Genomic DNA, 22708 nt, shown 5'->3' with positions numbered 1-22708 from the left:
CAAGGCCGGGCACTTTGGTCTAGACCTTTTCAACGGCTCCGGGGATTCGCGATACTTGGACGACACCGCCGAACCCAGGGAGGCAAAGTCATGCCCATCGCCAGCCCCGACGTCTACGCCGAGATGCTCCAGCGTGCCAAGACCGAGGGTTTCGCCTACCCGGCGATCAACGTGACCTCCAGCCAGACGCTGCACGCCGCCCTGCGCGGCTTCGCGGAGGCCGAGAGCGACGGCATCATCCAGATCTCGACCGGCGGCGCGGAGTTCCTGTCCGGCGCCTCCGTCAAGGACATGGTGACGGGCTCCGTCGCCTTCGCCGAGTTCGCCCGAGTGGCCGCCGAGAAGTACTCGGTCAACGTCGCCCTGCACACCGACCACTGCCCCAAGGACAAGCTCGACGGGTTCGTGCGCCCCCTGCTCGACATCTCCAAGGAGCGCGTCGCCAAGGGCCAGGAGCCGCTGTTCCAGTCCCACATGTGGGACGGCTCGGCCGTGGAGCTCGAGGAGAACCTGCAGATCGCCGAGGAGCTCCTGGCAGCGTCCAAGGCCGCCAACACGATCCTCGAGATCGAGGTCGGCGTGGTCGGCGGCGAGGAGGACGGCATCGTCGGCGAGATCAACGAGAAGCTCTACACCACGCCCCAGGACGCCCTGCGCACCGCCGAGGTGCTCGGCCTGGGCGAGAAGGGCTACTACATGACCGCACTGACCTTCGGGAACGTGCACGGCTCCTACAAGCCCGGCTTCGTGAAGCTGCGCCCCGAGGTCCTCAAGAACGCCCAGGACGCCGTCGCCGAGAAGTACGGCAAGGCCAAGGCGTTCGACTTCGTCTTCCACGGCGGCTCCGGCTCCACCATGGAGGAGATCCACGAGGCGATCGACTACGGCGTCGTGAAGATGAACGTCGACACCGACACCCAGTACGCCTACACGCGTCCGGTCGTCGACCACATCATGAAGAACTACGACGGCGTGCTGAAGATCGACGGCGAGATCGGCAACAAGAAGGCCTACGACCCCCGCGCCTACGGCAAGGTCGCCGAGGCCGGCATGGCCGCCCGCGTCGTCGAGGCCGCCCAGCACCTCAAGTCGGCCGGCACCAAGCTGCGCTAGACCGACCCGGACGAACGTGTCCCCCGACGCCCGGCGGCCGCCCCGGCCGCCGGGCGTCCGCGTGTGCGGTTCCGGCCCGGTGGCAGGATGGAAGGCATGAACCTGCACCAGAACCTGCTCAACGAGCCGCCCGAGACGCGCCTGCCCGACAACGCGGAGGCGCGCGAGGCCCTCGAGGCCGCCGACGACCCGACGCCGGTCGCCGGCCGCTTCCCCTCCTACTCGGCCGCGTGGGCCCGCCTGGCCGAGCTCGCCCTGGCCGACAACCAGCCGGTCACCGCCTACGCCTACGCACGCACCGGTTACCACCGCGGGCTCGACCAGCTGCGCGGGTCGGGATGGAAGGGCCACGGTCCGATCCCGTGGGACCACGAGCCCAACCGCGGTTTCCTGCGCGCCCTGCACGCCCTCGCCCAGGCCTCCGAGCGGATCGGGGACACCGCCGAGGCCGAGCGCTGCTCCACGTTCCTGCGCGAGTCCAGCGCCGAGGCCGACAAGGCCCTCAACGCCTGAGACCGCACCGCGTGAGCGTGCGGCATATCCCACCTGCCCGGCGGCAAGAGGCGGACAGACCTCCTCTTAACCGGGAACCGCAGGTCGTGTACGCTCAATACGCAACGGCCCCTGTCGCTGCCTTGCGCCAGGGGTTCATCCATGTTCGGGGCCTGTTGCACCCCGGCTCCGGTGTCGAGCGAAGAGGTAGAACCAATGCCGGCGATCACGCTCGTGGGTGCCCAGTGGGGCGACGAGGGCAAGGGCAAGGCGACCGACCTGGTGGGCGACCAGGTCGACTACGTGGTCCGCTACCAGGGCGGCAACAACGCCGGCCACACGGTGGTCATCGGCGACCAGAAGTACGCCCTGCACCTGCTGCCGTCGGGCATCCTGTCCCCGAACGTCGTCCCGGTCATCGCCAACGGCGTGGTCATCGACCCGGGAGTGCTGCTCGAGGAGCTCAACGGCCTCAAGGAGCGCGGGGTCGACACCTCCAACCTGCTCATCTCCGCGAACGCGCACCTGATCATGCCCTACCACCGGGCCCTCGACAAGGTCAGCGAGCGCTTCCTCGGCAAGGGCCGCATCGGCACCACCGGCCGCGGGATCGGCCCCACCTACGCCGACAAGGTCTCGCGCCAGGGCGTGCGGGTGCAGGACATGTTCGACCCGAAGATCCTGCGCAAGAAGATCGAGCTGGCCCTCAACGACAAGAACCAGCTCCTCACGAAGGTCTACAACCGCCGCGGCCTCGACGCCGAGCCCATCATCGAGGAGTACCTGGGCTACGCCGAGGAACTGCGCCCCTTCGTCGCCGACACCTCGCTGATCCTCAACAAGGCGCTGGACGAGGGCAAGACGGTCTACCTGGAGGGTTCCCAGGGCACGCTGCTGGACATCGACCACGGCACGTACCCGTTCGTGACCTCCTCCTCCCCGACCTCGGGCGGTGCCGCCGCCGGTTCGGGCATCGGCCCCACCCGCATCACGAAGGTCGTGGGCATCCTCAAGGCCTACACGACCCGTGTGGGCTCCGGCCCGTTCCCCACCGAGCTTCTCGGTGAGGAGGGCGAGTGGCTGCGCACCCACGGCGGCGAGTACGGCGTGACCACGGGCCGCGACCGCCGCTGCGGCTGGTTCGACGCCCCGATCGCCCGTTACGCCACCCGTGTCAACGGCGTCACCGACTTCTTCCTCACCAAGCTCGACGTGCTCACCGGCCTGGACCGCATCCCGGTGTGCGTGGGCTACGAGGTCGACGGGGTGCACCACGACGACATCCCGATGACCCAGACCGAGTTCCACCACGCGACCCCGGTGTACGAGTACCTCGACGGGTGGACCGAGGACATCACGGGCGCCCGCGAATTCGACGAACTCCCCAAGAACGCGCAGGCGTACGTGCGTACTCTGGAGGAGATGGCGGGGGCTCCCATCTCCGCCATCGGTGTCGGCCCCGGCCGCGACGAGACGCTCCAGCTGCGTCCTCTCGTCTGAGCCCGGACCGTCCCCAGTCCGCACCAGTCCCTCCAGCACGAAGAGGCCCCCTGTAGTGAAAGCCCTCGTTCTCGGCGGCGGAGGCCGCGAGCACGCACTCGTCCGAGCCCTGTCCCTGGACCCGGGCATCACCGACCTGCACAGTGCCCCCGGCAACCCGGGCATCTCCGAACTGGCCGAGAACCACGTCATCAACGTGACCGACGGCCTCGCGGTGACCGAACTGGCCGCGCGCATCCGCGCCGAGCTGGTCGTCATCGGCCCGGAGGCGCCGCTGGTGGCGGGGGTGGCCGACGCCCTGCGCGACCGGGGCATCCCGGTGTTCGGCCCCGACCGCGACGCCGCACGCCTGGAGGGTTCCAAGGCCTTCGCCAAGGAGGTCATGGAGGCCGCGGGCGTGCCCACCGCCAAGGCGCGGGTGTGCCGGAACGCCGGCCAGGTCGCCGAGGCCCTCGACGCCTTCGGCCCGCCCTACGTCGTCAAGGACGACGGCCTGGCCGCGGGCAAGGGTGTCGTGGTCACCGAGGACCGCGCGGCCGCCGAACGCCACGCGCGCGAGTGCGGCGGCCGGGTGGTCGTGGAGGAGTTCCTCGACGGCCCGGAGGTGTCGCTGTTCGTGCTGAGCGACGGCAAGCACGCGCTCCCGCTGCTGCCGGCCCAGGACTTCAAGCGCGCCCACGACGGCGACCTGGGCCCCAACACCGGCGGCATGGGCGCCTACGCCCCGGTGCCGTGGGCCCCGCCCGGCCTCACCGACGAGGTGATGGGATCGGTCGTGCGCCCCACGCTCGTGGAGATGAACCGGCGCGGCGCCCGCTACCAGGGCCTGCTGTACGTGGGCCTGGCCCTGACGTCCAAGGGCCCGCGTGTGGTCGAGTTCAACGCACGCTTCGGCGACCCTGAGACACAGGTGATCCTGGACCGCCTGTCCACGCCGGTCGGCGCCGTCCTGCAGGCCACCGACACCGCCGGGCTGGGCGCGATCGGTTCGCTCAACTGGAAGCCGGGTGCGGCCGTGACCGTGGTGGTCGCCGCCGAGAACTACCCGGGCGACCCGGTCAAGGGCGACCTCGTGCACGGCCTGGACGCCGCCAACGCGCTCGAGGGCGCCTACGTGCTGCACGCCGGCACGGCCTGGGCGCCCGACGGCGGGGTGAAGGCCAACGGCGGCCGCGTCCTGAACGTGGTGGGCACCGGTGCCGACCTGCGCCAGGCCCGCGACCGCGCCTACGAGGCGGCCTCGCGCATCGAGCTGCGCGGGTCGTTCCACCGCACCGACATCGCCGAACGCGCCGCCGCAGAGCTGCAGGACTGAAGGGCACCATGAGCGGTTTCGTGGTCAGACCGGAGCCCGTCCGGGTCGAGGGCCTCACACATCTGCACACCGGCAAGGTGCGCGACCTCTACTCCACCGCCGACGGGCTCCTGGTGATGGTGGCCAGTGACCGCATCTCGGCCTACGACTGGGTGCTGCCCACCGAGATCCCCGGCAAGGGCCGCATCCTGACGCAGCTGTCGCTGTGGTGGTTCGAGCGCCTGGGCGACCTGGTGCCGAACCACGTGGTCTCCGACGTCCCGCCCGAGGGCGCGCCCGCCGACTGGGCGGGCCGCACCCTGGTGTGCAGACCGCTGGAGATGGTGCCGGTCGAGTGTGTGGCCCGCGGGCACCTGGCCGGTTCCGGCCTCGCCGAGTACCGCAACGACGGCACGGTGTGCGGGGTCCCGCTCCCGGACGGGCTCACCGACGGGTCCCTGCTGCCCGAGCCGGTCTTCACGCCCGCGGTCAAGGCCGAGGTGGGCGAGCACGACGAGAACGTCTCCTTCGACGCCGTCGCGTCCGTGCACGGAACGGCCCTGGCCTCGGAGCTGCGCGACATCACGCTGCGCCTGTACGAGCGGGGCCGCGAGATCGCCGCGGAGCGCGGGGTGATCCTGGCCGACACCAAGTTCGAGTTCGGCCGCGACCGGGACGGTTCCCTGGTGCTGGGCGACGAGGTCCTGACCCCCGACTCCTCGCGCTACTGGCCGGCCGACGAGTGGGTCCCGGGCAAGCCGCAGCCCTCGTTCGACAAGCAGGTGCTGCGCGACTGGCTCACCTCGGACGCCTCGGGGTGGGACCGCGCCTCGGAGACCCCGCCGCCCGCGCTGCCCGACGACGTGGTGGAGCGCACCCTGAGCCGTTACACCGAGATCCATCGGCGGTTGACCGGCGGCGAACCCTCTCTGTGAGTCCCCTTGGTGCGGTGATTCAGCACACGGGGGCGCCGTTTCACTTTCGAGACCACGTATGGTGGTGTGCGTCGTGCGCGCCGACCCCCGGTCGGTAGCCACGCGTTCGGCATCCCTGGTCTTTCCCGTCGGACGAATACCACTTTGGCCGTTTGCCGGGACTCCATCCGCGATCCGCGGGTATACCACGTTCTGGGTCTGTCACACGCGAACCGTTGCTATAGGGTCATCGCGAGTCACCGGCTCACTGGCCGCGCAGGTCACGCGCAAGATGGTCGCAACGTTCCAGGGGAAACCCGCGTCTCACCTCACATAGGCGAAACCCGACGAGGGTGGACCTTTCACCACATCTGCCTGACGAAGGAGCACATGAGCATGGGCCAGGAGGTTCGTTACCGCGTCCGCGGCGGGCGCCCCCTCAGCGGAACAGCGTTCATCCAAGGCGCGAAGAACGCCGTCCTGCCGATGATCGGAGCCGCGCTCCTCGCGGCCAAGGGTCGCACCGTGCTGCGGAACGTCCCCGTCATCGAGGACGTCTACCGCGCACTGGAGCTCGCTGAGCACGTTGGCGCCAAGGTGGCCTTCCACGAGGAGGAGCGCACCGTCGTCATCGACGCGTCGCAGCTCAACGACCCCGAGCGCGCTGTCCTTCCGGCGGACATCGCGGCCAAGTTCCGAGGCTCCGTCCTCTTCGTCCCCGCGCTGATGCACCGCACCGGCTCGGCCCGTATCGAGGGTGTGGGCGGCTGCAACCTCGGCAGCCGCAACCTGGACTTCCACTACCGCGGTTTCGCCCGTCTGGGCGCCGAGGTGACCGAGGACGCCGAGCGCAACCACATCAACGTGGAGGCCTCCAACCTCCGCGGCGGTCGTCTGTACCTCGACACCCCGTCGCACACCGGCACCGAGAACCTCCTCATGGCCGCTGTGCTCGCGCCGGGCACCACGGTCATCGAGCACGCGGCCCTGGAGCCCGAGGTCCTCGACGTCATCGACTTCCTGACCGCCATGGGCGCGAAGATCAGCGGCGGCGGCACCGGCCTCATCACGGTCGAGGGTGTCGACGAGCTCACCGCCGTCGAGCACACCATCATGTCCGACCGCATCGACGCCGGTGTGTTCGCCATGACCGTCGCCGCCACCGGTGGCGAGGTCAGCCTGGTCGGCGCCCACCTGGACCACCTGGGTGTGGCCCGCTGGAAACTCGAGCAGATGGGTGTGGGCTTCTCCCAGGAGGGCGCGGTCCTGCACGTACAGCGCGACCCGTCCGTGCCGCTGCGTCCGATCAACGCCGTCACGTCGCCGTTCCCCGGCTTCGCCACGGACCTCCAGTCGCCGCTGATGGCGCTGGCCACGCTGGCCGAGGGCGAGAGCTACATCCACGAGGCGATCTACGACGGCCGGTTCGCCCTGGCCGACGAGCTCAACAAGATGGGCGCGAAGATCGAGGTCGAGGGCACCCGCGCGATCGTGCACGGTTCGACCGAGCTGCGCGGCGCCGAGGTCATCGCACACGACCTCCGTACCGGTGCTGCTCTGGTCCTCGCCGGACTGGTCGCCGAAGGTGAGACAATCGTGGCGCCCGGTTACCTGGTGGACCGCGGCCATGCCCAGTTCGCGACACGCCTGGCCGCTCTCGGAGCGGACGTGGAGCGCGTGAACTTCTCCTAGGCCGTAAACGCAGATCAAGCCGGGGTGGGAGGTCCCCTCCCACCCGGGCTTTCGGCGTTGTTGTGGAAAACGATCTTCCTGGGCCCCGCACAATGGGTACGATCTCGGCAATCATGCCGTGACAGAGATCGGGTCGGGAAAACCAGTGGGCGCACATAGTGAAGAGCGTGGAATGGTAGCGGGGAGCAGCCCGAGGTGAGTGCCCAGCGTACTGGCGATTTGACGATCGGCGTCATAGGACCCCATGAGGTGGTCGAGCGCGTCATGCTCATGGGTCCGGGGTCCACTGGGCCCCTCAACGCCAGACTCATCGCCGCCGCGTACCGAGATGAGCAAGAGGCGACGGACAAGGTCGTCAGGCTGGGTTCGGCGATCGACGCGTACCTGTTCGCCAGCCCGGTGCCGTACGAGTTCGCACGGAAGGCCGGCGTCCTGACGATGCCGGCGACCTTCGTGCCGCTCGGCGGTGCGAGCCTGCACGAGGCCCTGCTCCGAGCGACCCTGGACGACCGCTTCGACCCCACCAGAGCCAGCCTCGACGTGCTCGGGCGCGCGGACGTGGTCGAGGCCTACTCCGAGGTCGACCTGCCCGTCGACGGCATCCACGTGCACGAGGAGCTCACCAACACCGCGCAGCTGACCTCGTTCCACGAGGGGCTGTGGCGCCGCAAGGCCACGAAGATGGCGATCACGTGCGTGCGCGGGGTCGCCGAGCGCCTTGAGGCCATCGGTGTCCCGGTGATCCGCCTGCGTCCGACCAACGCCGGTGTGCGCAGCGCCCTGCAGACCGCCGGCCTGTTGGGGGCGCACCACCGCCTTGAGGAGGCCCAGCTCGGGGTGGTCGTGGTCGACGTGCCCACACTGCGCGACTCCTCCCGGCGTTCGACCCCGCGTTACTGGCGCGAGGAGCTGCGCCTGTCACTGCACCGCCTGCTGCTGCAGGAGGCGCACCGCATCAACGCGACCGCCCACCGGCTGGACGACCACTCGTTCATGATCACGGCGACCCGCGGGTCGTTGGTGACGGCGACCGAGGGTTTCCGCCAGCCGCCGTTCGTCGAACGCATCAAGGCCGAGTTGGGTATCGCGATCGAGGTCGGTATCGGCATGGGCCGTACCACCCAGGACGCCGAGACCCACGCGCGGGCCGCCCTGAACCGCGCTCAGGCGTCGCGTCAGAGCTTCGCGGTGGACCGCGAGGGTCGTTCCCTGGTCCCGGCCCAGCGCGCGCCCGCACGGCAGTCCTCCGAGCCGCTGCGCACCAAGGGCCGCGAGACCCTGATGCGGTTGTCGGAGAAGATCTCCGAGGAGGACGGTCCGCTCGTCGTGGACGCCGAGAACGCCGGGCGGATGCTCGGGGTCACCTCTCGCACCGCACGGCGCCTGCTGCGCACCCTGGTGGAGGAGGGCCTGGCCTGGCCCCTGCCGCCCAACCGCACGTTGCAGCCGGGGCGTCCGCGCCAGCTGTACCGGCTCATCGTCGAGAAGCTCGACAAGGACGCGGCGGGCAAGTAGCCGGCCGCTCCCGGACACACACGGAGGGGGTGCCTCCCAAGCGGGGGCACCCCCTCCGTCATGTTCGGGCGTCTCTGCGTGCCGGGTCTCAGCGCCGCTTCGGGTACTGGGTGGCCACGGACAGCAGGACGTCGTTCTCCTCGGGCGTGCCGATGCTGACCCGGGCACCCTCGCCGTCGAAGGGGCGCACGGAGACACCGGCCTCGGCGCACGCGGCGGCGAAGTCGAGGGTGTCGTCCCCCAGGCGCAGCCAGACGAAGTTGGCCTCGGTCGGGGGCACGGTCCATCCGGCGTCGAGGAGGGCGTCGCGCACGCGCGTGCGCTCCTTGACGGTGGCGGCGACCCGCTCCAGGAGTTCGTCCTCGGCGGCGAGGGAGGCCACGCCGGCGGCCTGGGCGAGGTGGTTGACCGCGAACGGCACCAGGGTCTTGCCGACGGCTGCGGCGACCTGCGGGTGCGCGACGAGGAAGCCCAGGCGGACCGCGGCCAGGCCGTAGGCCTTGGAGAAAGTGCGCAGGACCGCCACGTTGGGCCGGTCGCGGTAGAGGTCGAGCCCGTCGGGCACGGAGGCGTCGCGCACGTACTCGCGGTAGGCCTCGTCCAGGACGACGAGCACGTGGTCGGGCACGCGGTCGAGGAAGGCCGCGAGTTCGTCCGCGCCCACGGTGGTGCCGGTGGGGTTGTTCGGGTTGCAGAGCAGGACCATGCGGGTCCGGTCGGTGATCGCCTCGGCCATGGCGTCGAGGTCGTGGGTCTCGTCGCGCAGCGGCACCCGCACGGAGGTCACGCCCGAGAGCTCGGCGAGCAGCGGGTAGGCCTCGAAGGAGCGCCACGCGTAGACGAGCTCGGCGCCGGGTTCGCCGACGGCCTCGAGGAGCTGCTGCAGCAGGCCGACCGATCCGGCACCGAGCGCGAGGTGTTCCTCGGGCACGTCAAGGCGGTCGGCCAGGGCGGCGGTGAGCTCGGCCGCCCCGGGGTCGGGGTACCGGTTGAGCTCGGCGGTGGCGCGCGTGATGGCCTCGCGCACCGACGGGAGCGGGCCGTAGGGGCTCTCGTTGGAGGACAGTTTGATCGAGCGCCCGTCGGGGCCGACGACCTTCTTCCCGGGCTTGTAGGCCGGGATGCTCTCCAGTACGGACCGCAGATATGGCGGTTTCGACTCCGACACCTTCGTCCTTCCTCAATACTTTGTGCTAACCCCGAATCACGCTGAGCGACTGGGGTCGGTCACCGCTCCCAGCGGCAATATTGCACAAACGAGGAGATAACACCATGCGTTCAGGTCATCGTCCCCCACACTCCCACCAGGTCGACACTGGTCACAAGGGACACCGTCCAGACATCCGGTCATCCGCCCACCGGCCGCGGGGTGTACACGCGACGGCCGCCGCGGCCCTGGCCCTGGGACTGGCCGCGTGCGGCGGCGGGGGTGCCGAGGAACAGGGTTCGGCCGAGGAGCTGCACGAGGCCCAGCTCCTGCAGTTCCAGGACGTCACCCAGGTGGCCGACGGGGGTGAGGCCGGGACCTACTCCGAACTGAGCACCGTCCAGTACAGCGCGGAGATCCGCGACGCCACCGAACTCGACAAACCCGAGTGCGTCGACGCCACCAACCGCTGGTCCGGTCTCGACACGGTCCAGGAGGCCCCGACGTCCGTGGCCAACTACGAGTGGGAGGAGGGCGCCGTCTCCAGCATGCTGGTCCAGATGGGCCCGGAGGAGGCCTCGGACGCGCTCGCGGAGGAGCCCCCGGCGGAGTGCGGGCAGTACACCGCCACGTACGAGGACGGCACGAGCTCCGACTACAACATCGGCGACCTCGACGTGCAGGACCTGGGGGACGAGTCGCGCGCCCACACCATCGAGGTCGAGTCCGAGGGCCAGGCGAGCACCATGCTCAGCCTGCTGTACCGCAACGGCGACGTGCTGGGCACGACCACCGTGATGGGGGAGGGCGACCTCGCCGATTACGAGGAGATGCTGGTCGGCTTCACCGAGGCCGCCGTCGAGCGGCAGAACCAGACCCTCTAGCGGGGTGCGCCCTCCCCCGTGTTCAGACCGGCCGGCCCGTGTCCAGGTCCTTCCAGGGCTCGCCGGACCGGTTCTCCACGGCCTCGTGCAGCGTGCGCTCGGCCTTGGCGTCGTCGCGGAGCACGGACTCCTCCCGTGCTGCACGGCGCGGGGCCGGGAGCTTGCGGGGCGGGCCGGGCAGCGGCCGGGTCGAGACGGCCCCGTAGGTGGCCACCACGTCCTGGCTCTCACGGTCGACGACGGCGGCGCGCACGGCGGTGCGTCGCTTTCCGCCCGAGCGGACCGCGAAGACGACGTCGACCCTGCGCCCGTACCGCATGCCGTCGTAGCGCATGAACCTCCAGCAGCCGTGCCGCCACTGATCCTCCGGACCCTCGTTCAGCAGCACGTGCCGGTTGGTGCGCCACACCTGGCTCCGGAACAGGCGGCGCCGCGCCCGGCGGACCGGGTGGCGGCGCAGCTCGCACGGTTCCCTGCGCAGGTACCGGGCGGCCAGGGCGCGCAGCTCGGGGCTGAGCGCGGCGAGCACGAGGAATTCCACGCCCAGGACGGCGGCGTGGGTCCAGGTGAACGAGGCGGCCACCTCCCACCCGGTGGGGGCCAGGCCGAACGTGGCCGCTGCGGCCGCGGCGAGCAGGCCCGCCCGGGTGAGGGTGCGCCACCCGACGGGCTCACGGCTGAGCCCTCCGAAACACCCGCACCCGGCCTCCGGGTCACGGCGGCGCACGAGCAGGAGCACCGCCACCGACGCGGCGAACATGGCCACGGTCAGGGCCCGGGCCGTCTCACCCAGCACACCGCTGTACACGACGAGGCCCACCGCGAGCGCCGCTTCCAGCAGGCCGACGGCGGCGGTGGCCGGGGTCCTGAGCCTCTGGGGCACCAGGACGCCGAGTCCGCCCCCGGCGCTCCCCGGCACGAGTTTGGCGGCGGCCCCGAGGAACAGCAGCACCGCCAGGAGCGGCAGCTGGACCTCCCTGGCGGCCTCGATGATCTGGATCAGCTCGGCGGGCATGCTCATCCCTCCCCGCTCGCTACGGTCACGGTGGCGTTGAAGCACCCTTCCTCCGGACGCCCGCCGAGGGCGACGAAGGAAGCCAGAGTGAGGGAGGCGACGCGCCCGGCGCCCTGGCCGCCGCACGTGGGGCACAGGTCGCACAGCCAGCTGTCGGCCGCGGCGCAGCCGAGCACCTCCAGCACACCCGCCTCACGGGTGCAGTCGTTGCGCAGAGTCATGCGTGCACCCACCGACAACTGGGGCAGCGGCACACACGACGTGCGTGCGTCGCAGCCCGCGGCGTGGCTGTCCCGGTCCAGCACGGGGTAGGCCGCGCCGGTGGCCAGGGCCCGCGGGTCGAGGTGCGTGGCACGGCCCCACGACGGGTCGTACCAGGTCGCGATGCCGTTGAGTGTGTCCGTGTGGGTGCGCACCGGAGGTCGGCGCGGTGTGGAGCGCAGCGGATACGGCGGCTGGGTGGTGGCGGGCCGGGCCGCCCAGATTTCGCCGTCGCGCCATACCCCGACGGCGTCGAACACGTAGCCGGGTTCCAGCCGCGGGTGCCGGACGGAGATGCGTCCGGAGGTGCGGTAGGGCAGGACCACGTTCCTGCGCGGTTTCCCGTGCCCGGGGTCGATCTCGACCGCCTCCCCCTGACGGGACACGATCACGCCGGCGGCCCGGGCGATCTGTGCCCAGACCCGCTCGGCCACCAGGCGCCCGTCGTGGGAACAGCGCACCACGGCGTCGTCGCCCACCCTCAGGTCCTCGGGCCCGACCTCGCCGCCCCGCCAGAACGTGGTGATGCGTTCGAACAGGAACCGTTCCTCGCCGCGTTCGGTGGCCAGGCACAGCATGTAGGAGGTCACGCCGACCACCACACCGCGTGCCACACGGGTCCCGAGCGGCGTGGGCACGGGTGCCGTGTCGGGCCCGAGCACCGCGGCCGTGAACCGCGCCCGGTCCGCTCCGCTCTCGGTCGTCACTGACATGTCGCTTGCGCCCCCCTGTAACCCGACTCGTCCTCAGTGCCCATTCTGCCGACGTGGCCCTCCGAGCTCCGGTTACACGCCGGTACGCACCGGTTCGTGTCGATGCCGTGCCGACGGCGTGGCCTGCACGGACGGCCGTTTGCGATCACATGGAGTCCACATACCCGAGCGTTTGCTCACGCTGTGTGACAGTGAGGGGAGGAAACGGGACAGAAGGAACATCACGTCACGGAGAGGGTCGGTGAGCGCCGTGGCGGGTACCGCCCAGAGCCCCAGGTTCGACGACTTCAGCGGATACGTCGCGGAGCGCGGACCCGCACTTCTGCGCATGGCCCGAAACCTCACCAACAGCCATGCCGACGCCGAGGATCTGCTGCAGGCGGCGTTGGTCAAGACCTTCCTCTCCTGGGACCGCATCACCAACCCCCGTGCCCTGGACGGCTACGTGCGGCGGGCGATGGTCAACACCCAGATCTCCGAGTGGCGCCGGAGCCGGCTCGACGTCTACCCCACCGACGAGATCCCCGAGCAGCGTGTGGACGACCCCACCTGGCGCAGCGACCTCGCGGACGTCGTGGCACGCGCCGTCGAACGCCTCCCCGACCGGCAGCGCGCCACCGTGGTGCTGCGCTACTACGACGACCTCACCGAGGCCCAGATCGCCGAACGCCTCGGTGTCACGCTCGGGACGGTCAAGAGCACACTCTCCCGCGCCACCGAGAAACTGCGCCACGACGCCGACCTCATCATCGAGCGCACGACCGTCTGAGCGTCCCTCGCGGGGCCGCCGCACACAGGAGGGGAGGGACCCGGTCCGGGCCCCTCCCCTTCTCTCACGCGATCACCCGCGGATCAGTCCATCGACGTCCCCCTGCTGCTGCGGCGGCGTCCCACCCCGAGGTACAGGGCGGTACCCGCGGCCACGAGGACCGCACCGACCCCGACCAACGGCACGAGCAGCATGCCGGTGCGTGGCAGATCGCCGTCGGCGTGCGGCGCGGTCGGCTCGTCCGGCCCCGGCTCGGGGCTCCCCGTGGGTCCGGTGGGCGACGGTGTCGGAGTCGGCGTGGGCGTGGGCGTGGGCGTCGGGCTCGGCGACGGGTCCGGCCCGACCGGGACCGGGTCGGTGGTGTTCCGGTCGTTCTCCGGGTGCGGGTCCTCGGACTCGGTGGAGACGAGTGCCGTGTTCGCCGGCAGCTCCGTCGCGTCGCCGGCCAGGCGGCCGGTGATCGTGACCCCGAGCGTGCCCATGACCTCCAGCGTGTCGGCCGTGCAGGAGACGTCGTTGCCGCTGACCGAACAGTCCCAGCCGTCGTGGTCGGAGACCTCGATGTCGCTCAGGCCCGATGGCACGGCGTCGCCCAGGCTCACACCCCGTGCCGTGGACACGCCGTAGTTGGTGACCAGGACCCTGAAGGAGGCCTCCTCACCGGCCACGACCGGGTCGGTGGTCACCGCCTTGATGACACCGACGTCGGCCACCGGTACGGCCGGTTCGGGGTCGGTGGTGACCTCGTTGTCGTCCGGGTTCGGGTCCGTGACCTCGGACTCCACCCGAGCGGTGTTGGCACCGATCCCGGTCGCGTCCGGGTCGACCAGCGCAGTGATCCACACCGCGACCGAGCCCCCGGCCGGGATCGTGTCGACCGTGCAGGTGACCTCGCGTCCGTCCACCTCGCAGTCGCCCAACGAGGACGTGACCAAGGCCCCGGAGACCTCCTCGGGCAGGGTGTCGGTGACGGTCACGCCGGTGGCCTCCGACGGGCCCGCGTTGGCCACGGTGACCTGCCAGCTCACATCCTGACCGGCCACGACCGGGTCTGTCAGCAGGTCCTTCTGCACCGACAGATCGGCGACGGGGTCAAGGGCCACCGGGTCGGTGGTGACCTCGTTGTCGTCCGGGTTCGGGTCGGGGACCTCGGAGCCCACCCGGGCGACGTTCGAACCGAGTTCGGTGGCCTGCGCGTCCAGAGTGCCGGTCAGTGTGATGGTGACCGTCTCCCCGCCGGCCAGGGTGCCCAGGTCACACTGCACGTGCCGGGTGCCGACCGTGCATTCCTCCGCGGGGTCGCCGAACGACGCGCTGACCCCCGTGACCCCGTCCGGGACGACGTCGTTCACGACCGTGCCGGCCGCGTCGGACGGTCCGTTGTTGGTGACCGTGACCTCCCAGGCGACCTCCTCGCCGGCCTGGACCGGGTCGGTGGTCAGGGTCTTGTCGACGGCCAGGTCGGCGGACAGCTCGGCCGGGACCTCCTCGGAGGTGTCGGTGTTGTTGTCCTCGTCCGGGTCCTCGTCGTCACCGACAACGTCGGCCGTATTGGCCGGCAGGACGGTCGCGTCCGGGGCCAGGGTTCCGGTGATGGTCACCGGGGTCCCCGTGCCCGCAGCGAGCTCACCGATGTCGCAGGTGACCTCCTGGCCCGAGACCGCGCACTCGGCGGTCTCCTCACCGAAGGTGGCACTGACGCCTGTGACCCCGTCGGGGACGGTGTCGATGAGCGTCACGCCGGTGGCGTCGGACGGTCCGTTGTTGCTGACCACGACGTTCCACTGGACCTGACCGCCCGGTGTGGCGGTGGCCGGCCCTTCCTTGGTGACGGCCAGGTCGGTCGTCGGATGGACCTCGGTCTCCTCCGTGGTGTCGGTGTTGTTGTCGGGTTCCGGGTCCGGGGTCGACGAACCGGCCTCGACGGTGTTCTCGCCGAGCACACGGGCCTCGGGCGACAGGGTTCCGGTGAGTGTGATGGTCACGGTCGCGCCGGAGGCCAGGTTGCCGAGCGCGCACTCGACCCGTTCCCCGCTGACCAGGCACTCGTCGCCCGTGCCGCCCTCGATCTCGGCGGTGGTGCCGGTGAGGCCGGCGGGCAGGGTGTCGGCTACCTCGACCCCCATCGCCGTGGACGGGCCGTTGTTGCCGACCACGACCTGCCACTGGACCTGCTCACCCGGAACGACCCGGTCGGTCAGCAGCTCCTTGGTGACCTCGACGTCGGCGGACGTGCCGACCTCGATCGGCGGCGAGGTGCTCTCGTTGTTGTCAGGATCCGGGTCGTCGGTCCCGCTGTCCGCCCTGGCGGTGTTCTCCGGCAGTTCGGTGGCCTCGCCGTCCAGGGTCCCGGTGATGGTGACCGTGACCGGCTCACCGACCCCGAGGTCGCCCAGGCTGCAGGAGACCTCCTGACCGGAGACGTCGCAGGAACCGGCGGTGGTCTCCGCGGACAGACCCGTCACCGAGTCGTGGACGGTGTCCTCGAGAGTGACGTCCCGGGCCACGGACGGGCCGGCGTTGTCGACGACGACCTCCCAGCTGACCTCGTCTCCGGCGTCGACGGACTCGTTGACCGCCCGCTTGGTGGTGGAGACGTCGGCGCTGGTGTCGGCCGGGACCGGGTCGGTCCCGTCGGTGTTGTTCTCCTCGTCAGGGTCATGGGTGTCGGAGCCGGCCGAGACCTCGTTGCCCGGCAGCTCCTGTGCGTCCGGCGACAGGGTTCCGGACAGTGTGATCTGCACGCTCTCGCCCTCGGCCATCGTGCCGAGGTGACAGGTGACCGTGCCGCCCGAGACACTGCACCGGGGGTCGTCGGTGGCCACGTCGGTCACACCGTCCGGGACGGGGTCGGTGACCACGACGTTCTCGGCCGCGGAAGGCCCGTCGTTGGCGATGTCGAGCGTCCAGGAGACCGGTCCGCCGGCGACAGGTGTGTCGTCCATGGCCTGCTTGGTCACGGACACGTCGGCCGCGGGGTCCACCACGATCGGTTCGCTGGTGTCCTCGTTGTTGTCAGGGTTGCCGTCCGGGGTCTCGCTCTCGACCTGAACCGGGTTCCCGTCGATGCCGGCCGTACCGGAAACCACATCGGCGATGATCCGCACGGTGAGGGACTCCCCCGGTTCGAGCCGGTCGGCCTCGCACCGCACCTCCTGGCCGGACACCTCGCAGTTCATCCCGCCGTCGTCGGCCACGGAGACGTTCTCGGCTCCGTCCGGAACGGTGTCGGTGAGTACGACGCCGGTCGCGGTGGAGGGCCCGTCGTTGCGGACGGTGGCTTCCCACTCGACCTGGTCACCGGGGTGCACGACCCCCGACACCACGTGTTTCTCCACCCACATGTCAGCGTTCTGGGTGATCGGCACCGGGTCGGAGGTGTCCTCGTCGTTCTCCGGGTCCAGGTCGACGGAGTCGGTCGTAGCGCGGACGGTGTTCTCGGGGATCTCGCCCGTGGAGTCCGGCGCGACCCTCGCCTCGATGGTGAGGGTGTACACGTCTCCCGCCGGCATGTCCCCGAGGTCGCAGGTGACGTCCTGACCCGAGATGTCACACCAGTACCTGGCACCGCCCGGGGTCTCGTAGTAGGCGTCCTCGATGTCCACGCCGTCGGGCACGGTGTCGGTCACGACGGTGTTCACGGCCGTGTCGGCACCCAGGTTGGTCACCTCGGTGGTCCAGGAGAACGGCTCACCCGCGACGACCTCGGCCGGTGAACCGGTGACGGCCTTGCGCACGTCGACGTCGGCCTGCTGGATGTCGACACGGGCCGTGCACGCGGGGTCGACCGCTCCGGACGGGCAGTTGGTACCAGGCACGGTGACCGTGTTGAGCATCTCGAAGTCCCGGGCGTCGTACGGCTCGCCCCGCACGGTGACCTCGTAGGTGATGGTCAGGGTCTGGCCGGGTTCCAGTCTCTCGTCACCGCTCCCCGACCAGATCAACGTGGCTGATCCGGGGTCGAACCGCGGAGGGCTCACTTCCCTGCCGTCGATCTCGGCCCGCAGGCTCCCCTCGTCGAGGTCCGCGTCGTCGAGCACACCCGAGATGTCGTCGCTGACGTCCGGGGTCTGGGGGCCGGAGCTGCCGTTGGTGACGGCGACCGTGTACGCGACCCGCTGGTCGACCACGGCCTCGTCGGTGTCGGCGCTCTTGTGCACCCACGTCTCGGGGTCGGCTCCGCCGCGGACCACCCAGTCCTCGACCTCACCGCCGACGACCGTGCCCGTGGGACTCAGGTCCCCGGGGTCCACGTCGCCCGGGTACAGGCGGAAGCGTGCGAAGAGCTCGCCCTCGGCCACGGTTCCGATGTCTTCCCATCTCAGGGTCGCCGACCCGGCGCCCGGTGGGACGGTGACGTAGGTGCGTTCGTCCTCGTCGAACGTGCCGTTCCCGTTGAAGTCGATCCACCCGGCCAGGGTGGCCGCCTCCCCCGTGTTGTTGGTGACCCTGAGGTCCACCTCGTAGGAGTCGGCGGTACGGGCGATGTTCGGCATGGCGTCGATCGCGTCGTGCCCGGGGTTGTTGTGGCCGTTGAGGGGGAGGCCGTCGTTGTACACGGCGTCCTCGGTGTAGTTGATGCGATCGCCCAGGGCCAGGTCCCGCGGGGCGTCCGGGTCGGGGACGGCCCCGCCACCGGTGTGTTGCGCGCCGTCGGACGCCAGGAGCGTGCCGTGGTTCTCGTCGGGTGCGTCGCCGAAGGACCCGTACATGAGGCAGCCCGCGGCATCGACCTCACGGGCGTAGTTGGTGCCGATTTCGATCGATCCCTGCTGCGCCAGCGCCACCGGCGGGGTGTCGAGGTCCCCCTCGGTGAGGTCGAACATGTACGTCTGTTTCGGCTGGCCGTCGCTCCACACGAACATGTGGCCGACCTCGTCGAAGGTGACACCGCGCGCGGAGTTCGGGTTGTCCACGGGGACCTCGTCGAGCAGCTGGAACCCGTTGTCGGGGTCCCACTGCCTGAGGTGGCCGTCACCGACCGTGTAGACCAGCCCGTCCGCGGGGTTGAGCCCGATGTCCCAGACCACGCCGACCTCGGGACGCTCGTACTCCTCCAGGATCTCGCCGACCGGGCCGGCTCCGGGGTCGATGTTGACCACGCGCCAGTACTGGCCACCGTTGGAGAGGGTGATGAGCGCGGTCCCGTCGAGTGTGGCGGTCGCGTCGACGATCGATTCGTCCGAGAGGTCCAGATCGAACCGCTCGACCACCGAACCGTCGGCCGGAGAGATCTTCAGCAAGCGCTGCCCCTCCGGACCCTCCATGTCGAAGGCATAGAGGAATCCGTCGAGGTTGCTGAAAGCGAGCCCGTTCGCGCCCTCGGCGATCTGATCACCCTCGGCCCCGAGTTTTTGGAGAGCACCGGTGAGGGGGTCGGAACGGTAGATCTCCGTCGGGGGCGTCGCATAGTTTCGGGACGCCGCGATGAAATTGTACCCGTTGCACATTTCGGACGCACCGGGTCGATTCCCGCCCTCGTCGGGGATGGCCTGCTGCTGCGCCACCCGCTCCGGCTCCGCGCCCGCACCAGGCGGCGCCAACCCCATGAGCAGTAGAAACATCGCAAGCCAGGCGAAGGCCCCACCCATGAACACACGCGGACGGCGCCCCCTCTTCGAGCGCTGAAGACTCTCTTGCCGCACTTTTCCCCCGATCCCTCGATCGCCGACCACAAGGGCCGGATCAGCCCAGAGGAATACTCGGACACCCAACGCAGCAAGAAACGCTTTGACCAGCCGAAATGTTCTTTCTTTGCACCTCCATGGAGGATTTTCAAACACAGATCTTAAAGGGCCACAGAGTGGAATTAACTCCCATTCTTGGCCATGAGTCCTTTCTGGGCACAACGGACACAAAGCCGCGTGACGGGCATCGGAGGCAACCCATGACTCGTGACCCGCACCACAGGACCGCCCCGACCAGGGCAACCGTTTTGCGCGCCCCCTCGGCGCCCTGTAGGCTGAGCGCAGCCAGGAGGATTCGCCTAGAGGCCTAGGGCGCCGCACTGCTAATGCGGTTGGGGGGCAACCCCCTCATGGGTTCAAATCCCATATCCTCCGCGCTCCGAACCTGGGGTCTCCCGCACTGCGGGAGACCCCAGGTTTCTTTTTGCCACCGGTCGTGTCCGCGGCCCGGCACAAGGCCTCAACCCGCGCTCAGGTCCTCGACGATCCGGTCGACGGCGGCCTCGGCGGTGTGCCCCGCGCCGAGCAGCGTGTCCGAGGCGGCCCCGGTCCAACCGCCGTAGCCGAGCAGGTGCAGGTACGGCTCGCGGAGGCAGCGGTTCCCGTCGACGGGGATCCGGCCGTCGGCGTCGAACGGCTCCAGCGGGGCCAGGTGGTCCAGTGCCGGGCGGAACCCCGTGCACCACAGGACCGCGTCGGCCGACTGCTCGGTGCCGTCCGCCCAGGCGATCCCGGTCCGGGTGAGCCGCTCGAACATCGGCCGCGCCTCGAGCACGCCCCGGTCCCGCGCCCGGCGCACGCTCGGAACCATGACGATGTCGTCCAGGGAACCGGCGCTCCCGTGTGTCGTCCCGCCCTGGGCGCGCCGGGTGGCCGTGTCACACAGCACACGGCCGTACACGTCGCCGGTCATGAACCGCGGAGGGCGCCGGGTGACCCACGTGGTGTGCGCGACCTCCGAGAGCTCGGCCAGGAGCTGCGCCGCGGAGTTGCCGCTGCCCACGACCACCACGTGCCGGCCGGCGAACTCCTCCGGACGGCGGTAGTCCACGGTGTGCAGTTGCCTGCCCTCGAAGAGCTCCCGGCCGGGGTGGTCGGGGGTGTGGGGACGCCGCCAGGTCCCGGTCGCGCTGACCACGTGCCGGGCCCTCCACGTCCCCGTGGAGCCGACCACCTCGAGCGCCCCGCCGGCACGGCGCACCTCGCTCACGGTCACCGGACGGTGCACGGGCAGGTCGTGGCGGCGCTCGTACTCGGCCAGGTAGTCGGCGACGTGCTGTGCCGACGGGCGTTCCTGCCCCGGCTCCTCCGGCATCGGCCATCCCGGGAGGGAGCTGTGCTCGGCCGAGGAGAGCAACCGCAGGGAGTCCCAGTACTCGTTCCAGGAACCGTTCCAGAACCCGCCCGGGGCGCCTTGCCCGTCGAGGATGACGCAGTCCGCCTCCGCCTTCCGGAGGTAGTACCCGACCGCCAGGCCTGCCGGGCCGCCGCCGATGACGGCGACGTCGACGGTGCGCACGGCCGTGTCCACGGTGTCCTCCCGGGGTCGCTGGAGCGACGCCCAGTATCCCAACCCCATGACCGGCCCCCGCGCCGGGCCCCGCGCACGCAAAACCCCTCCGCCCCCAGGAGATCGGGGCGGAGGGGCGCGCAGGGAGAGGGTCAGCCGGCCGGCGAAGGCGTGAGCAGGGCGAACTCGGCGCCGACCAGGTCGGCACAAACCGCCATCCTCCCCGCCTGCGGGATGTCGACCGGCCCCATGTAGATCTTCCCGCCGCTGTCCCGCACCAGGCGGGCACTCGCGTCGCAGTCGGCGACCATGAACACCGGGTGCCAGTCGGGCGCGCCCTCGGTGTCGGCCAGGTACTCGCGTCCGAGTTCCATGATCCCGCCGTGCGACTCCTCGAGCGGGGCACCGGTGTTGCGGGCCACCGCGTACTCGCCGTTCTCACCCTGGTCGAGGATCTCGTACTGCCAGCCGAAGACCCCGCTGTAGAAGGACCTGGAGGCCGCGGCATCGGGTGTCCACAGCTCGGCCCAGCCGAAGCTGTCCGGCTCGTTGACCACCTCGAACCCGCCGAACTCCTGGCTCTGCCAGACGCCGAACACCCCGCCCAGGGAATCCATGAGGATCGCCATACGGCCCACCGGAGGCACCGCGAAGGGCTCCACGTAGACCGAACCGCCACGGTTCTCGGTCTCGTCGATGGCGTCCTCGATGTCGCCGACGGCGAAGATGAGGGTCCACGCGGGGCGCTGTTCCTCGTGCTCCAGGGGGCCGATCGCCGCTGCGGCGCTGTCCCCCCGGCGCAGGAACTGATACCCCCCGGCATCGAACCCGATCTCGTGCAGGGTCCACCCGAACACCCGGTGGTAGAAGTCGGCCGTGGCCGCCACGTCGGGTGTGTTCAGCTCCAGCCAGCAGGGCGTCCCCGGCCTGAAATCGGTCGTGATCATGCCATCCCCTCTCGCTGCTTGCGCCCTGGAACGAGTCTGACCCGGAGCACCACCGTTCAGGGGTTCCCCACGGCAAAAACTCGCACAACTCGGTCTTGCCGACCATTGCCTGCGCGTGGCGGGGGCGGCTCGAGAGCGGGATGCTGGGGGTGTCCCGAACGAGAGGAGGGCGTGCGTGAACGGCCGCCTGATCCATGTGAGTCCGGTCATCATCGACCTGGTCATGACCGTCGACCGTCTTCCCGAGCCCGGCGGGGACACCCTCGCCGACAGTGCCGTCGCGCTGCCCGGGGGCGGGTTCAACGTGATGGCCGCGGCCGCCCGCGCCGGGATGCCCGTGGTCTACGGAGGGGCGCACGGCACCGGGCCCAACGGGGAGCTGGCCCGGGCGGCGCTGCGGGCGGAAGGTGTGGAGGCCGTGCACGACCCACTCCCGGGTTCCGACACCGGGTTCTGCGTGGCGCTCGTGGACTCCGGTGCCGAACGCACCTTCGTCACCAGCCTGGGTGCGGAGAGCGAGCTGCCCGCCACGGCGCTGCGTTCCCTCGATCCCGGACCCGGTGACACGGTCTACGCGGTCGGGTACTCGCTGCTCCCGGGACCGCGCGCGGAGGACCTGGCGGCGTGGATCGTCGGGCTGGACCCGCAGGTGCGGGTGGCGCTGGACCCCGCCCCGGTGGTCGGCGCGATCGATCCGGAGCTGCTGGCGAAGGTGATGGAGCGCGTGGACGTGTTCAGCCCCAACGCGACCGAGGCGGCGGCGCTCACCGGGGGCGCGGGGCCGGAGCGGGCGGCCGCGGACCTTGCGTCCCGGGTGCGGCCGGGCGGGGCCGCGGTGGTGCGCGACGGCGTGGACGGTTGTGTGGTGGCCGTCGCCGACCGGGAGCCGGTGCGGGTCCCGGGGGTCCCGGTGGCGGCCGTGGACACGAACGGGGCCGGGGACTCCCACGTGGGAGCGCTGCTGGCCGCGCTCGCCGAGGGGCTGGACCTGGAAGGGGCGGCCCGACGCGCGAACGCCGCGGCGGCGCGGGCGGTGACCCTGCGCGGCCCGGCGACCGCGCCGACCCGCGCCGAGCTGGCCGCGTTCGCCGAGGAGAACCGCATCACCGGCGTGTGACGGTTGCGAACCCGGGGCGGGCGGGGGTGCGTCGCACGGACCAGTACCGAACCCGTTCCCCGGGAGCAGCATGACCTTCCCCAACACCGCCCCGAACCCTGAGCCGGACCCCGGACGGAGCCCCGGCCCGGCGGGATC

16 protein-coding genes and 1 tRNA gene are annotated in these 22708 nt (G+C 70.7%); 11 read left to right on the top strand and 6 right to left on the bottom strand.

Annotation, left to right across the window (positions count from 1 at the left end; all coding sequences use genetic code 11):
- Positions 1 to 90 precede the first annotated feature (90 nt).
- The 7 genes from fbaA to IDM40_RS24040 all read left to right on the top strand — a co-directional run bounded on the left by fbaA (position 91) and on the right by IDM40_RS24040 (position 8520).
- Entirely contained in the window at positions 91 to 1113 is a 1023-nt protein-coding gene (gene fbaA / locus IDM40_RS24070; RefSeq protein WP_193124345.1) for a class II fructose-bisphosphate aldolase, read from the top strand.
- Positions 1114 to 1209: 96 nt separating this feature from the next.
- Complete coding sequence (locus IDM40_RS24065; protein WP_193124344.1) at positions 1210 to 1626, top strand: DUF3151 domain-containing protein; 417 nt, start codon at positions 1210 to 1212, stop codon at positions 1624 to 1626.
- Positions 1627 to 1821: 195 nt separating this feature from the next.
- A complete protein-coding gene (locus tag IDM40_RS24060; RefSeq protein ID WP_193124343.1) occupies positions 1822 to 3105 on the top strand; it encodes an adenylosuccinate synthase in 1284 nt (427 codons plus the stop codon).
- Positions 3106 to 3160: 55 nt separating this feature from the next.
- Complete coding sequence (gene purD / locus IDM40_RS24055; protein WP_193124342.1) at positions 3161 to 4420, top strand: phosphoribosylamine--glycine ligase; 1260 nt, start codon at positions 3161 to 3163, stop codon at positions 4418 to 4420.
- An 8-nt stretch (positions 4421 to 4428) separates the two neighbouring features.
- The gene (locus IDM40_RS24050) at positions 4429 to 5334 is read left to right on the top strand and encodes a phosphoribosylaminoimidazolesuccinocarboxamide synthase (protein ID WP_193124341.1); all 906 of its coding nucleotides are present in this window, start codon (positions 4429 to 4431) and stop codon (positions 5332 to 5334) included.
- Between the two features lie 375 nt (positions 5335 to 5709).
- A complete protein-coding gene (murA, locus tag IDM40_RS24045) occupies positions 5710 to 7005 on the top strand; it encodes a UDP-N-acetylglucosamine 1-carboxyvinyltransferase (protein ID WP_193124340.1) in 1296 nt (431 codons plus the stop codon).
- Between the two features lie 249 nt (positions 7006 to 7254).
- Entirely contained in the window at positions 7255 to 8520 is a 1266-nt protein-coding gene (locus IDM40_RS24040; RefSeq protein ID WP_193124339.1) for a transcriptional regulator, read from the top strand.
- 88 nt (positions 8521 to 8608) lie between these two features.
- Here IDM40_RS24040 and hisC read toward each other — a convergent pair whose 3' ends face one another.
- The gene (gene hisC / locus IDM40_RS24035) at positions 8609 to 9688 is read right to left on the bottom strand and encodes a histidinol-phosphate transaminase (RefSeq protein WP_193124338.1); all 1080 of its coding nucleotides are present in this window, start codon (positions 9686 to 9688) and stop codon (positions 8609 to 8611) included.
- Positions 9689 to 9792: 104 nt separating this feature from the next.
- On the opposite strand from hisC, the gene IDM40_RS24030 reads away from it, so the two are divergent.
- The gene (locus IDM40_RS24030) at positions 9793 to 10551 is read left to right on the top strand and encodes a hypothetical protein (RefSeq protein ID WP_193124337.1); all 759 of its coding nucleotides are present in this window, start codon (positions 9793 to 9795) and stop codon (positions 10549 to 10551) included.
- Between the two features lie 22 nt (positions 10552 to 10573).
- Here the strand turns inward: IDM40_RS24030 and IDM40_RS24025 are convergent, their stop codons facing one another.
- Both IDM40_RS24025 and IDM40_RS24020 read right to left on the bottom strand, forming a co-directional pair.
- Complete coding sequence (locus IDM40_RS24025) at positions 10574 to 11572, bottom strand: MauE/DoxX family redox-associated membrane protein (protein WP_193124336.1); 999 nt, start codon at positions 11570 to 11572, stop codon at positions 10574 to 10576.
- Positions 11569 to 12540 carry a hypothetical protein gene (locus IDM40_RS24020; RefSeq protein WP_193124335.1) on the bottom strand — a complete coding sequence of 324 codons (972 nt, stop codon included), beginning with the start codon at positions 12538 to 12540 and terminating at the stop codon, positions 11569 to 11571. Before IDM40_RS24020 ends, IDM40_RS24025 begins: the two co-directional genes overlap by 4 nt.
- 241 nt (positions 12541 to 12781) lie before the next feature.
- Here IDM40_RS24020 and IDM40_RS24015 point away from each other — a divergent pair, with 241 nt between their 5' ends.
- The gene (locus IDM40_RS24015) at positions 12782 to 13309 is read left to right on the top strand and encodes a SigE family RNA polymerase sigma factor (protein ID WP_193124334.1); all 528 of its coding nucleotides are present in this window, start codon (positions 12782 to 12784) and stop codon (positions 13307 to 13309) included.
- 83 nt (positions 13310 to 13392) lie between these two features.
- Here the strand turns inward: IDM40_RS24015 and IDM40_RS24010 are convergent, their stop codons facing one another.
- Positions 13393 to 18900 (bottom strand): COG1361 S-layer family protein, encoded by a 5508-nt coding sequence (locus IDM40_RS24010; protein WP_193124333.1) that lies wholly within the window; start codon positions 18898 to 18900, stop codon positions 13393 to 13395.
- A gap of 384 nt (positions 18901 to 19284) precedes the next feature.
- Between IDM40_RS24010 and IDM40_RS24005 the strand changes: the two genes are divergently transcribed.
- Positions 19285 to 19371: transfer RNA gene (locus tag IDM40_RS24005), tRNA-Ser, on the top strand.
- Positions 19372 to 19456: 85 nt separating this feature from the next.
- On the opposite strand, the gene IDM40_RS24000 is transcribed toward IDM40_RS24005, so the two are convergent.
- Together IDM40_RS24000 and IDM40_RS23995 are read right to left on the bottom strand one after the other, a co-directional pair.
- Complete coding sequence (locus tag IDM40_RS24000; protein ID WP_328807113.1) at positions 19457 to 20527, bottom strand: ArsO family NAD(P)H-dependent flavin-containing monooxygenase; 1071 nt, start codon at positions 20525 to 20527, stop codon at positions 19457 to 19459.
- Positions 20528 to 20658: 131 nt separating this feature from the next.
- On the bottom strand, positions 20659 to 21453 hold the full coding sequence (locus IDM40_RS23995) for a VOC family protein (protein ID WP_193124331.1): 795 nt from the start codon (positions 21451 to 21453) through the stop codon (positions 20659 to 20661).
- A gap of 175 nt (positions 21454 to 21628) precedes the next feature.
- Between IDM40_RS23995 and IDM40_RS23990 the strand changes: the two genes are divergently transcribed.
- On the top strand, positions 21629 to 22570 hold the full coding sequence (locus IDM40_RS23990; protein WP_193124330.1) for a PfkB family carbohydrate kinase: 942 nt from the start codon (positions 21629 to 21631) through the stop codon (positions 22568 to 22570).
- Positions 22571 to 22708: the final 138 nt, after the last annotated feature.

Source organism: Nocardiopsis coralli (assembly GCF_014892575.1).
Taxonomy (GTDB): domain Bacteria; phylum Actinomycetota; class Actinomycetes; order Streptosporangiales; family Streptosporangiaceae; genus Nocardiopsis; species Nocardiopsis coralli.
The sequence above is the reverse complement of the archived record's forward strand: the minus strand, read 5'-3'. Positions and strand labels throughout refer to the sequence as shown.

Excerpts from the sequence above, each read along its gene's own strand:
- fbaA (WP_193124345.1), top strand. The coding sequence starts at position 91 with ATGCCCATCGCCAGCCCCGACGTCTACGCCGAGATGCTCCAGCGTGCC.
- IDM40_RS24065 (WP_193124344.1), top strand. The coding sequence starts at position 1,210 with ATGAACCTGCACCAGAACCTGCTCAACGAGCCGCCCGAGACGCGCCTG.
- IDM40_RS24060 (WP_193124343.1), top strand. The coding sequence starts at position 1,822 with ATGCCGGCGATCACGCTCGTGGGTGCCCAGTGGGGCGACGAGGGCAAG.
- IDM40_RS24050 (WP_193124341.1), top strand. The coding sequence starts at position 4,429 with ATGAGCGGTTTCGTGGTCAGACCGGAGCCCGTCCGGGTCGAGGGCCTC.
- murA (WP_193124340.1), top strand. The coding sequence starts at position 5,710 with ATGGGCCAGGAGGTTCGTTACCGCGTCCGCGGCGGGCGCCCCCTCAGC.
- IDM40_RS24030 (WP_193124337.1), top strand. The coding sequence starts at position 9,793 with ATGCGTTCAGGTCATCGTCCCCCACACTCCCACCAGGTCGACACTGGT.
- IDM40_RS24025 (WP_193124336.1), bottom strand. The coding sequence starts at position 11,572 with ATGAGCATGCCCGCCGAGCTGATCCAGATCATCGAGGCCGCCAGGGAG.
- IDM40_RS24020 (WP_193124335.1), bottom strand. The coding sequence starts at position 12,540 with ATGTCAGTGACGACCGAGAGCGGAGCGGACCGGGCGCGGTTCACGGCC.
- IDM40_RS24010 (WP_193124333.1), bottom strand. The coding sequence starts at position 18,900 with ATGGGTGGGGCCTTCGCCTGGCTTGCGATGTTTCTACTGCTCATGGGG.
- IDM40_RS23995 (WP_193124331.1), bottom strand. The coding sequence starts at position 21,453 with ATGATCACGACCGATTTCAGGCCGGGGACGCCCTGCTGGCTGGAGCTG.